Raw genomic sequence first — 12,062 nt, 5'->3', positions numbered from 1 at the left:
AATGTAAAACCATGCAATAATATTCTTTAAATTCAATCGACTGCCAAGAGCGCCCTTGCCCATCGCGATGCCACGCCAAAGGATTGATCGACGCTGAACCGGGCCGGGCGTGATCGGGAAAGAACCCGAGGGCGAACTTCACTTGTCCGCCTTCATCTCGTGCGTGGTCTCATTATAGTTCATGCCCTCCAGTTCGCGGGGCATGTAGCGTTCGTCATGCTTGGCAAGCAGATTGGTGGCAACGAATGTGCCCCTGCCATCGAACGCCCCCTCCGCCACGACGCCGCTGCCTTCCTTGAACAGGTCGGGCGCGATGCCGCTAAAGGTTGCGGGCACCGTCGCCTTGCCATCGGTGACGTCAAAACGGATGGTGACGCCGTCAGCCTCGCGTTTCAGGCTGCCCTTCACCACCATGCCGCCAAGGCGGATCGCCTTGCCCGGCTCCACGCCTTTACTCCTGACATCGGCAGGCGCGTAGAAATAGGCCGCCTCATCCTTCAACGCGGACGCCGCGAGCAGGCCGGCGCCGATCAGCGCCACCAATGCCGCCACGGCCAGGATCAGTCGTTGATGCTTCGCCTTCATGAGAGGGGGATTATCCGCGATCCGACAGCTGTGCCGCCCGTCGTTCCGCGCCGCGCATCGATCGCCAGCTGATCAGACTGACCAGCGCCGTCCCCGCCAGCGTCACCGCATAGGCGGCCACCACGAAAGCCCATTGATTCATTCCCCTACCCTCTCGCCAGACGCTGCATCCGCGCCTCGACCTTATTTTGTGCCAGTATCGCTCGCATCCGCATGAATATGATCGCCGCGAACAGCAAGGTAAAACCCAATAATGTAAAGCCCAGCGGCCATAGCAGGGATCCATCGATGCTGGACCCGCGCAAAGTGATGGACGGCCCCTGATGCAGGCTGTTCCACCAGACAACCGATCGGTTGATGATCGGGATATTGATCGCGCCGACCAGCCCGAAAATGGCGGTCACATTGCTGACGCCGCCCTGTGCGCCCTGCCGCGCACTGGCATTGCCCAGCGCGATATAACCCAGATACAGGAAGAACAGGACCAGCATCGACGTCATGCGGCCATCCCATTCCCACCAGGTGCCCCATGTCGGACGGCCCCATATGGAACCAGTCATCAGGCATATTGCGGTGAACAGGGCGCCCGGCGCGGCTATGGCACGTCCGGCAACGCCCGCCAGCGGGTGACGCCACACAAGCTGAATCAGCGCGGCGATCGCAATGCCGCTCCATCCGCCCATGCCAAGCCACGCCGCAGGCACATGTATATAAAGAATGCGAACCGTCTGCCCCTGAAGATAATCGGCAGGCGTGACGAACAGGCCGCAGGCGGAACCGACCAGCAACAAAAACAGGCCGGACCAGAACAGCCATCCGGTCAGCGGACGCGCGATCTTCAAAAAGCGGGCGGGATTGGCGAAACGATGCATTGGGACAATGTCTTAGCCCGGCGCAGACCCCAACGCCAGTAGGGCATTGTGCCGATGGAAAAGTGGACAAGCCCCGGTTCCGTCACGGTCCGGCAGGCTTTTTTGTTACAGTGGGGCGACAAACCGACAGGAAGCGACTATATGCGCGCACAAGAGACGCCCCAGGGTCGCACCAGGGGGGTCAGGAACGGCTATGGAACCGCTCGCACCCATGTTTACGACCAATCCCTTCGACGACGACAAGTTGCGCGAGGAATGCGGCATTTTCGGCGTTTCGCGCGCCGAAACGGCGTCTGCAATCGTCGCGCTTGGCCTCCACGCGCTGCAACATCGCGGACAGGAAGCTGCGGGAATCACCAGCTGGGACGGACATGATTTCCATACCCACCGGGCGATGGGCCATGTGGCCGGCAATTTCGACCGCGACGAAGTGATTCGCGGCCTGCCCGGCGACACCGCCTGCGGCCATGTACGCTATTCCACCACCGGTGAAACGTCGCTGCGCAATGTGCAGCCGCTCTATGCCGAACTGAACAGCGGCGGTTTCGCCGTTGCCCATAATGGCAATATCTCCAACGCGATGAAGCTGCGTCGCGAACTGATTCGCCGCGGCTCCATCTTTCAGTCGACGTCCGACACCGAAGTCATCATCCATCTGGTGGCGACGTCCAGCTATCGCACGCTGCTCGACAAGTTCATCGATGCGCTCAAGCAGGTCGAGGGCGCCTATTCCCTGATCGTGATGACGCCCGAAGGCATGATCGCGTGCCGCGATCCGCTGGGCATCCGTCCGCTGGTGATGGGCAAGCTCGGCGAATCGACCATCTTCGCTTCGGAAACCGTGGCGCTGGACGTCGTGGGCGCAGACTATGTCCGCACCATCGATCCGGGCGAACTGGTCATCGTGACCAATGACGGCCAGATCCGTTCGCACCGCCCGTTCGGCGAAACCCACGCCCGTCCGTGCATTTTCGAACATGTCTATTTCAGCCGCCCCGATTCGATCGTGGACGGGTCCAGCGTCTATTCGGTACGCAAGGCGATCGGCGCGCAGCTGGCGATCGAAAATCCGGTCGATGCGGACTATGTCATCCCGGTGCCGGACAGCGGCGTTCCCGCCGCCATCGGCTATGCGCAGGAATCGGGCATTCCGTTCGAACTGGGCATCATCCGTTCACACTATATCGGCCGAACCTTCATCCAGCCGGGCGACAAGGTCCGCCATCTGGGCGTGAAGCTGAAGCACAATGCAAACCGCGCCCTGATCGAAGGGAAGCGGATCGTGCTGATCGACGATTCGATCGTGCGCGGCACCACGTCGCTGAAAATCGTGCAGATGATGCGCGAAGCGGGCGCGGCGGAAGTGCATATGCGCATCGCGTCGCCGCCGACCAAGCATAGCTGCTTCTATGGCGTCGATACGCCCGAACGCACCAAGCTGCTGGCGCACAAGCTGGACGTGGGCGGCATGCAGGATTTCATCCACGCCGACAGCCTGTCCTTCATTTCGATCGACGGCCTTTACAAGGCACTGGGCGAAGCGAAGCGCGCGGACATCCGCCCGCAATATTGCGATGCCTGCTTCACCGGCGACTATCCGACGAAGCTGACCGATCAGGACGATGCCGTCGTGACCAACCAGCTAGAATTGCTGGCAGAACGCGTCGTCTGACGCTATCAGGGCGGCCCCGCTATCTGGGCCGCCCTTTTTCTTTCCTTAATCCACAAGTTCCGGCACCGCCTGGAATGACAGGAGGCAGCATGTCCGACCTTCCGCTTTCTGGCAAACTGGCGCTCGTCACCGGCGCGAGCCGTGGCATCGGCGCGGCGACGGCGCAGGCTCTGGCTGCGGCGGGCGCGCATGTCGTACTGACGGCGCGGACCAGCGGCGGGCTGGAAGAAGTGGAAGACCGCATCCATCAGGCAGGCGGCAGCGCCACCATCGCGCCGCTGGACCTGATCGACGGCGAAAGCATCGGCCGCCTCGCTCAGGCGATCGGCGGGCGCTGGGACGCGCTGGACATATTGGTGCTGAATGCCGCGACGCTGGGATCGCTGGCCGCCGTGCAGGCAATCGACAGCAAGGAATTTGCGCGTCTGATGACGCTGAACATCGGCGCGCCGCAGGCGATGATCGCCGCGTTCGACGGCATGTTGCGGGCCAGCGGCGACGCGCGCGTGGTGGCCATCACATCATCCGTCGCTACGCCGCGTGCCTATTGGGGCGCTTATGGCGCGTCGAAGGCCGCTCTGGAAACGCTGGTCGGCGCCTATGGCGAGGAAGTGAAGAATATCTCCGCCATTCGCACCCATATCGTCGATCCGGGCGCGACCCGCACCGCGATGCGCGCCCGCGCCTTTCCCGGCGAAGATCCGGCAAGCCTGAAAGGTCCGGAGGTCGTCGGTCAGGCGATCGTCGATCTGGTGACGTCTGACGCGCCGACCGGACACAGGATGCGCGTGGAAGGCTGAACGATCAGTCCGGTTTTACCAGCGTCACCTGCGCCACGTCGATGCCGCCGCCGCGAAAGCCGCCTTCGCAATACATCAGATAATATCGCCATAAGGCAACGAAATGCTGGTCGAAGCTGGCCGGCAATTGCCCTTCCTCGATCGCGTGATCAAAGCGTTCGCGCCACCGGCGCAGGGTTTCAGCATAGTGCGGGCCAAAGCGATGGACGTCACGCCATTCGAAACCCTGACGTTCCGCCAGCGCCCGAAACCGGCTTTCGGACAGCAGCATGCCGCCGGGGAAGATATAGGTCTGGATGAAGTCCGCACCGCTGGCATAGCGATCAAAAATCGCATCATCGATCAGGATGTATTGGATGGCAGCCCTGCCACCGGGCCTGAGCAGGCGATGGATCGCAGCGAGATAGGCGGGCCAATAGGCCTGGCCCACCGCCTCCACCATCTCCACGCTGGCGATGGCGTCATATTGCCCCTGCCCATCGCGATAGTCGGTCAGCAATATCCGCGCACCTGACCCCAGTCGGTCGCGGGCATATTCCGCCTGTTCGGTCGATAGGGTAAGGCCGGTGTAGCGGACGCCATGACGTTCCATCGCCTGTTCGGCCAACCCGCCCCAGCCACAGCCGATTTCCAGCAGCGATGCTCCATCATGCAGGTTCAACCGGTCGACGATCGCATCGACCTTGCGTCGTTGCGCTTGCTCGAAATCCTCCAGTCCATCCTCAATATTGAGGAACAAGGCACTGGAATAATGCATATATCGGTCGAGCCATAGGCTGTAGAAATCATTGCCCAGATCATAATGGAAAGCAATGTTGTGCCGCGACCCAGCGCGGCTGTTCCGTCGCGCCATATGCAGCAGGCGGCCGATCCAACGCCCCGGACCATGCGGCCGGGCGGACCGTCCAAGCGATGCGGCATTGCACATGAACAGTGCAAAGAGCGACACGGGATCGGGACTGATCCATTCCCCCGCCGCCCAGCCACGATACCAACCCGCAGATCCGCCCGCCACCAGCCGCACCAGCGCCCACCAGCTTTGCAGATCGACCCGACATTGGGGCCCGCTGGTCCGCCCCCCAAGCAGGCGGCATGTCCCGTCCGGCAGATCCGCTTCCAGCGCGCCCTGCTCCAGCCCCCGGTCGATCCGGTCGAGCAGACGGTGGAACAGCGGGGCGACCATCCGCGCGGTCCAGCGGGACGCACCCGACTGTGGCGGCCGTCGCACGGAAAAGGCGGGCCTGCCGCGCCGGGGATCGGATGCATTCATGACGTCACTCTGCCGCAAGCACGCGACCGCTGCAATCATCCCTTCATATGGCGATACGCTTCCAAAGCGCGTTCCCGCCCTGCGCGATGGGCGATGATTTTGGACGGATAGTTGCGGGGTTTCGCGCCGTGACTTTCGGGGTCGTGAATGACGTCGTCAGACAGGTCCGCCAGTTCGGGAACCCATTGACGGATATAGTCGGCGGCATCGAATTTTTCCGACTGGGTGAGCGGCGCCATGATCCGGGTGAAGAGATTGGCATCGACCCCGCTGCCCGCCACCCATTGCCAGTTGACGCTGTTGTTGGCGTAGTCGGCATCGACCAATGTGTCCCAGAACCAACGTGCACCATGGCGCCAGTCGATCAACAGATGCTTGATCAGAAAACTGGCCGCGATCATGCGCACGCGATTATGCATCCATCCGGTTGTCCATAGCTGACGCATGCCTGCGTCCACGATGGGATAGCCTGTCCTCCCCTTCTTCCACGCCGTGAAATCGGATCGCGCGCTGCGCATGTCCCGCCATGGCAGCCCGTCGAACATGTCGCGCGCATTTTCGCTGCCATAGGCCGGAAAACTGTAAATCTGCACATGGGCATAATCGCGCCAGATCAATTCCTTAAGATAGATAGTTGCATCATGGCCGGAAGATTCGATGCGGTGCCACAGATAGGCTGGCGATATTTCGCCGAAATGCAGATGCGGGGACAGGCGCGACGTTCCTTTCACCGACGGCAGATCGCGCGCCGTGGCATATGCGCCCGCTTCGTCCAGAAAGGCAGCGACATTGTCCCGCCCTCCCTTTTCCCCCGGCTTCCAGTCGGCGGCAAATCCCGTCGCCCAATCGGGATTGGTCGGCAACAGCCCCCAATCCTGCAACTTGTCGCTGTCAGGCCAGCGGTCCGGCGCGCGGATATGATGGGGAGCGGGATGTGGCGAATGGGGCGGCATATGTTGCATGACCGCACGGGAAAATGGCGTGTAGATGCGATACATTCCGCCATTCCCCGTCCGCACCGCACCGGGCGGCAGCAACAGCCCTCCGTCATGCAGGCACAGGTCGAGATGCCTTGCGACCGCCTTTTCCGCGTCGCGCCACCAGGGTTCGTAATGATGCAAGGCATGGACGCGTGCCGCACCACTTTCGCTGGCCAGTCTGGCCAGTTCATCCACACAGTTGCCGCGCCGCAGGATCAGGCGCGATCCTTTCGCGCGCAGGCTTTCGTTCAGACGGGCCAGACTATGGTGCAGCCACCAGCGCGACGCACCGCCCATCGCCCATTGGCCCGGCGTTTCATCATCCAATATATATACAGGAATGACCGGGCCTTCCCCCGCAGCGGCGATGAGCGCGGCCTGATCGGACAGGCGAAGATCCTGGCGAAGCCAGAGCAGAACGGGTTCGGACATGACAGTCGCAATGCGCCCCGCCCGGCGGAGTTCCAAGCGACCGTTGGATCATATTGCCATGATGCCGCCACATCATTCTTTCATCGCAAATCGGTGGACGGATGATTCGATCCATGGACGTCGCGCGACCGCCCGCCTATTCTGACGTTTCGGACGAGGCGCACTTGAGGGGTCGGTGGAGCGCCGGAACAACAAACAGTCGGGGGCATAATGGCATCCATGCCAAATGAAAAAGAACTGGCCTATCGGCCGTGCGTCGGGATCATGCTGGTCAATATGGACGGCAAGGTCTTTGTCGGACAGCGGCTCGATAATGTCGTGGAAGCATGGCAGATGCCGCAAGGCGGGATCGACGAGGGCGAGGATGCCAAGACGGCGGCCCTGCGCGAGCTGGAAGAAGAAACCGGGATCGGCAGCGATCTGGTGGAAATCATCGCAACCGCCAAGGACGAACATTTTTACGATCTGCCGCCGGAACTGATCGGCAAGCTGTGGGGCGGCAAATATCGCGGCCAGCGGCAATATTGGTTCCTTGCCCGCTTCATCGGCAAGGACAGCGACGTGAACATCCAGACCAGACATCCAGAGTTTCGCGAATGGCGCTGGACCGCGCCCGATACGCTGCCGGACCTGATCGTGCCGTTCAAACGCAAGCTGTATCGCGATATCCTTCAGGAATTTCGTGCACTTATATGATGAATGGGCGCTTTGGGGCTTAAAATTCGATGTCGGTCGGTTATGACGGGATCATGCGTGCCTGCCTGATCCCCCTGTCGTTGCTGACCGCCGCCCTGCCCGCCATCGCCGGAGCCGATGAACCAGCGCTGTTGTCGCCTGCCGTGCGTGAAATGCTGGAAGCAGCGATCGCCAACGGCAATGAAACCGACATCGCCACCGTCGCCAAGATCGCGAAGCAGACCAATCCGGGTTCGGCAGACGAAATCCAGCGAATGGTCAACAGCTGGAAGGAACGGACCAAGGCGACGCATGATACGGTGATTCGTGAAGCCCGGTTCAATGAATTGTGGACCGGACGGATCGAGGCTGGCGGTTTCCGGTCGACCGGTTCGACCAGCGAAATCGGCATCAGCGCGTCCGCCACCGCCACGCGGGCGGGGCTGCAATGGCAGCATAAGCTGACCGCAGCTGCCGATTATCGCCGGGCCAATGGCGTGACATCGCGTGAGCGCTATTTTGCGGGATATGAACCGCGTTACGAATTTGATCCGCGCGGCTTCGCCTATGGTCTGGCCCAGTTCGAACGCGATACGTCCATCGGTTATGATGAACGTTATACAGCGTCGGTCGGCGTGGGTTACAAGCTGATCGTCAGCAAACCGGTGGACCTGTCGGCGGACATCGGTCCTTCCATCCGTCATGCCAAATATCTGATCGGCGAACGCGAAACCAAGATCGGCGTTCGTGGGTCCATGGCGCTTGCCTGGCGGGCGACGCCGACGCTGACGTTCAAGCAGACGGCATCAGGCTATGCCGAAAGCGACGTCTTTACGCTTCAGGCGCTGTCTTCGGTGGAAACGAAGGTGAGTACGCGGTGGTCGGCTTCGCTTTCCTATAATGTCCAGTATGAATCCGAAACTTTGCTAACATCGCGCGATCTCGACACATTAAGTCGCCTGACGCTGACCTATGATTTCTGAAAGACGCAATTTTATTGCGGGGGTGGAGGCCGGGTTCGCGCTCTGATAGATCAGGGTGGATGACGGACCTTTCATCGCAGGAACGGGCTTTGCTGGACCAGGCCGCCGCCGCGCCGATGCTGGCGCAGACGCAGGCGTGGGCGGCGATCAACAGCGGATCGCGCAATCTGGATGGACTCGCGCGCATGGCGAGTGCGCTGGCCGATACCTTTTCGGCCCTGCCCGGCGACATGCGGCTGATCGACGCGGAGCCGGTCGAGAGCGTCAGCCCCGACGGACGGGTTCAGTCGATCACCCATGGACGGCATCTGCACCTGTCCGTACGCGCCGATGCGCCGCTGCGCCTGTTGCTGACCGGGCATATGGATACGGTGTTCCCGGCCGACCATCCGTTTCAGGCGCAACGATGGCTGGAGCCGGGCATATTGAATGGACCGGGCGTGGCCGACATGAAGGGCGGCATTGCCGTCATGCTGGCGGCGCTGAATGCCATCGAAACTTCGCAGGCGGCGACGCGCATCGGTTATGATGTCGTCATCAACAGCGACGAGGAAGTGGGCAGCGGGTCGTCCGCCGCCCTGTTGCGCAGCGCGGCCAGCGGAAAATTTGCGGCCTTCACCTACGAACCGTCGGCGCTGCCCGACGGCACGCTGGCGGGTGCGCGGGCGGGCAGCGGGAATTTTTCCATCATAGTCACCGGCAGGAGCGCCCATGCCGGACGCAATCCGGACGAGGGGCGCAATGCCCTGATCGCCGCAGCCGATCTGGCGTTGCGGCTGAAGGCCGGCAGCGGTGCTGGCTTTTCCTGCAACCCGGCGAAGATCGATGGCGGCGGCCCGAACAATGTGGTGCCCGACCATGCCATTTTGCGGGTCAATTTTCGCCCGCGCACCCCGCCCGATGTCGCCGCGGTCCGCGCACTCATCGACCAATGCATGGCCGATGTGGCACGCGATCATGATGTGAGGCTGCACCTGCATGGCGGGTTCGGCCGTCCGCCAAAGGCGATGGATGCAAAGGCGCGGGCCCTGTTCGGGCTGGTGCGGCAATGCGGCGCCGATCTGGGCCTGTCGATAAGCTGGCGTGATACGGGGGGCGTGTGCGACGGCAATAATATCGCGGCCTGCGGCGTGCCGGTGGTCGACACGATGGGCGTGCGGGGCGGCAGCATCCACAGCGACGCCGAATTTCTGCTGACCGACAGTCTGCCCGAACGGGCGCAACTGTCGGCTCTGGCGCTGTGGCGCATCGCGCACGGCCAGTTCGATCCGAAACATATAAAAGAGGGGATGACCGCTTGAGCTTCATCATGCGCATCGCGCGCGCGGACGATTTGCAGACGCTATACGAAATGGCCAAGCTGACCGGCGGCGGATTTACCAACCTGCCGCCCGACCGCAAGGCGCTGTCCGCCAAGCTGGAGCGGACGGAACAGGCGCTGTCGCGACAGGGCGACGGCATCATGGACGAACTGATCGTCATGGTGCTGGAAAATGTCGAAACGGGGCAGGTGCGCGGCACATGCCAGATATTTTCGACCGTCGGGCAAAACTGGCCATTTTACAGCTACCGGCTGGGTGTACTGACCCAGCATAGTCGCGAACTGGGCCGGACCTTCCGTGCGCAGATGCTGTCGCTGACCACCGATCTGGAAGGGTCGGTCGAAGTCGGCGGCCTGTTCCTGCACCCGCGCGAACGGGCGGAAGGACTGGGCCTGTTGCTGGCGCGCAGCCGTTACCTCTATATCCGCAGTCATCGGGCGCGCTTTGGCGATAGGGTGATTGCGGAACTGCGCGGCGTGATCGACGAAGCTGGCGGTTCCCCCTTCTGGGACGGGCTGGCCGGACGCTTTTTCGGCATGAGCTTTCAGGAAGCGGATGAGTTCAATGCGGTGAACGGCAATCAGTTCATCGCCGACCTGATGCCAAAGACGCCCATCTATACCGCCATGCTGACCGACAGCGCCCGCGCCGTCATCGGCCTGCCCCATCCCAATGGCAGGGCGGCGATGCGGATGCTGGAAACCGAAGGGTTCGACAATGCGGGCTATGTCGATATTTTTGACGGCGGGCCGACGATGGTAGGTCAGGTCGATCAGTTGAAGACGATCGCGGCCGCCCGCGACGTCACCCTGTCCGCCACGCATGACAAGGGTGGCGACAGGATGCTGATCGCCACCGGGCAGCTGGCCGATTATCGCTGCACCTGGGGCTTCGTTCAGGAAGATGCCGATGGCGCCATATCGCTGGACGCGGCCAGCGCGGCACGGATCGGCATCGATGTCGGCGCTTCCTTCACCATGGCGGGACGGGCATGAGCATCAAAGAAATCAATTTCGACGGCATCATCGGACCCAGCCATAATTATGCGGGGCTGAGCCATGGCAACCTTGCCTCCGCACGCAATGCGGGGGCGGTGTCGCATCCCCGCGCGGCGGCGTTGCAGGGGATCGAAAAGATGCGCGGCAATGTGCGGCTGGGCCTGACACAGGGGATATTCCTGCCGCAATGGCGGCCTGACGTCGACTGGCTGACCAAACTGGGCACCGATGTCGGCAATGCAGAGCCGCATATCCGCGCGGCCGCCATGTCCGCATCGTCCATGTGGGCCGCCAATGCCGCAACCATATCCCCCGCCAGCGATACGGCGGACGGGCGGACCCACCTGACCGTCGCGAACCTCGTCACCATGCCGCATCGCAGCCATGAATGGCCGCAGACGCTGGCCCAGCTGCGTGTCGCCTTTTCCGATCAGCGCGCCTTTGCCGTGCATGACCCGGTCCCCGCCCCGTTCGGCGACGAAGGCGCAGCGAACCATATGCGCCTGACCCAGCGGCATGACATGCCGGGCGTGGAGGTCTTCGTCTACGGCCGGTCGGGCGGTGCGTTTCCCGCGCGCCAGCATGTGGAGGCAAGCAAGGCCATCGCGCGCATTCACGGCCTGGACCCCGCGCGTGCCCTGTTTGTCGAACAGAGCGAGGAGGCGATCGCGGCAGGCGCGTTCCACAATGATGTGGTGGCCGTCGCCAATGAACGCGTGCTGTTCACCCATGAACAGGCCTTTACCGACAAGGCGGCCTTTTATGCCGACCTGCGCGCCGCCCTGCCCTGCGTCGAAATTGTGGAGGTGCCAGCCAGCGCCGTCAGCCTGAGCGATGCGATCAGATCCTATCTGTTCAACGCGCAGCTGGTCACCCTGCCCGACGGCACGATGGCGCTGATCCTGCCGACCGAGGCGCAGGATATACCGGCGGTGTGGACATGGCTGGAACAGATGGTCGCGGGCAATGGTCCCATTCGGAAACTGGTGCCGGTGGACGTGCGCCAGTCCATGGCCAATGGCGGCGGCCCCGCCTGCCTGCGGCTGCGCGTGGTGGCCGACCCGGCCGACATCGATCCCCGGTTTCTGGTGGACGAAAAAAGGCTGGATGAAATTGCGGCGCTGGTGTCCCAATATTGGCCAGAATCCATAGAACCCCAGGATTTGGGCGGGACAAGGCTGATTGCCCGGATCGAGCAATCATGGTTAACACTTGTTGACCATTTGCAGCTGTCGGGCGACCTGTCGATCTGACGGTGGGCAAGCCGAATGGGATCGACATGGAACGGATCAAGCGCCTTTTCACCATCAAGACCAAGTTCGAGGCGTTTCTGGTGATTTACGCACTGGCGCTGGGCGCGGCGGAGCGCGGCCATGTCTATATGCAGCAATATCCGGGCACCGGCGGGCATGTGCTGGCGCTTGCCTGTTCCGGCGCGGTCTTCATGGCTGGCGGCAAGATCCTCGACGCGCT

At 62.3% G+C, this 12,062-nt stretch carries 13 protein-coding genes; 8 read left to right on the top strand and 5 right to left on the bottom strand.

The window, feature by feature from the left end:
* Window positions 1-138: 138 nt before the first annotated feature.
* The 3 genes from ccmE to ccmC are packed head-to-tail and all read right to left on the bottom strand — an operon-like array spanning window position 139 to window position 1,457.
* Window positions 139-585, bottom strand: coding sequence for a cytochrome c maturation protein CcmE (gene ccmE / locus ACOJSJ_RS09255; RefSeq protein WP_420144694.1), 447 nt, complete (start codon window positions 583-585; stop codon window positions 139-141).
* A gap of 10 nt (window positions 586-595) precedes the next feature.
* The gene (locus ACOJSJ_RS09250; RefSeq protein WP_420144693.1) at window positions 596-727 is read right to left on the bottom strand and encodes a hypothetical protein; all 132 of its coding nucleotides are present in this window, start codon (window positions 725-727) and stop codon (window positions 596-598) included.
* A 4-nt stretch (window positions 728-731) separates the two neighbouring features.
* Complete coding sequence (ccmC, locus tag ACOJSJ_RS09245; RefSeq protein ID WP_420144692.1) at window positions 732-1,457, bottom strand: heme ABC transporter permease CcmC; 726 nt, start codon at window positions 1,455-1,457, stop codon at window positions 732-734.
* Between the two features lie 211 nt (window positions 1,458-1,668).
* Between ccmC and purF the strand changes: the two genes are divergently transcribed.
* On the top strand, window positions 1,669-3,129 hold the full coding sequence (gene purF, locus ACOJSJ_RS09240; protein WP_420144691.1) for an amidophosphoribosyltransferase: 1,461 nt from the start codon (window positions 1,669-1,671) through the stop codon (window positions 3,127-3,129).
* 89 nt (window positions 3,130-3,218) lie between these two features.
* Window positions 3,219-3,929, top strand: coding sequence for an SDR family NAD(P)-dependent oxidoreductase (locus tag ACOJSJ_RS09235; protein ID WP_420144690.1), 711 nt, complete (start codon window positions 3,219-3,221; stop codon window positions 3,927-3,929).
* A 4-nt stretch (window positions 3,930-3,933) separates the two neighbouring features.
* Here the strand turns inward: ACOJSJ_RS09235 and ACOJSJ_RS09230 are convergent, their stop codons facing one another.
* Window positions 3,934-5,199 carry a class I SAM-dependent methyltransferase gene (locus ACOJSJ_RS09230; protein ID WP_420144689.1) on the bottom strand — a complete coding sequence of 422 codons (1,266 nt, stop codon included), beginning with the start codon at window positions 5,197-5,199 and terminating at the stop codon, window positions 3,934-3,936.
* A gap of 35 nt (window positions 5,200-5,234) precedes the next feature.
* Window positions 5,235-6,611, bottom strand: coding sequence for a cryptochrome/photolyase family protein (locus tag ACOJSJ_RS09225; protein ID WP_420144688.1), 1,377 nt, complete (start codon window positions 6,609-6,611; stop codon window positions 5,235-5,237).
* Window positions 6,612-6,821: 210 nt separating this feature from the next.
* On the opposite strand from ACOJSJ_RS09225, the gene ACOJSJ_RS09220 reads away from it, so the two are divergent.
* The 6 genes from ACOJSJ_RS09220 to ACOJSJ_RS09195 form a co-directional block, all read left to right on the top strand.
* A complete protein-coding gene (locus ACOJSJ_RS09220; RefSeq protein WP_420144687.1) occupies window positions 6,822-7,307 on the top strand; it encodes an RNA pyrophosphohydrolase in 486 nt (161 codons plus the stop codon).
* 53 nt (window positions 7,308-7,360) lie between these two features.
* Window positions 7,361-8,269 carry a DUF481 domain-containing protein gene (locus tag ACOJSJ_RS09215; RefSeq protein ID WP_420144686.1) on the top strand — a complete coding sequence of 303 codons (909 nt, stop codon included), beginning with the start codon at window positions 7,361-7,363 and terminating at the stop codon, window positions 8,267-8,269.
* Between the two features lie 59 nt (window positions 8,270-8,328).
* Window positions 8,329-9,570, top strand: coding sequence for a hydrolase (locus ACOJSJ_RS09210; RefSeq protein ID WP_420144685.1), 1,242 nt, complete (start codon window positions 8,329-8,331; stop codon window positions 9,568-9,570).
* Window positions 9,567-10,586: an arginine N-succinyltransferase gene (locus ACOJSJ_RS09205; protein WP_420144684.1), complete on the top strand. Its 1,020-nt coding sequence runs from the start codon at window positions 9,567-9,569 to the stop codon at window positions 10,584-10,586. Before ACOJSJ_RS09210 ends, ACOJSJ_RS09205 begins: the two co-directional genes overlap by 4 nt.
* Window positions 10,583-11,842 carry an N-succinylarginine dihydrolase gene (locus ACOJSJ_RS09200; protein ID WP_420144683.1) on the top strand — a complete coding sequence of 420 codons (1,260 nt, stop codon included), beginning with the start codon at window positions 10,583-10,585 and terminating at the stop codon, window positions 11,840-11,842. Before ACOJSJ_RS09205 ends, ACOJSJ_RS09200 begins: the two co-directional genes overlap by 4 nt.
* A 26-nt stretch (window positions 11,843-11,868) precedes the next feature.
* A partial coding sequence (locus tag ACOJSJ_RS09195; protein WP_420144682.1) for a hypothetical protein occupies window positions 11,869-12,062 on the top strand: 194 nt, incomplete at its 3' end.

It is taken from the genome of Sphingobium sp., assembly GCF_048594625.1.
Taxonomy (GTDB): Bacteria; Pseudomonadota; Alphaproteobacteria; order Sphingomonadales; family Sphingomonadaceae; genus Sphingobium.
This window is presented reverse-complemented; position numbering and strand designations above follow the sequence as displayed.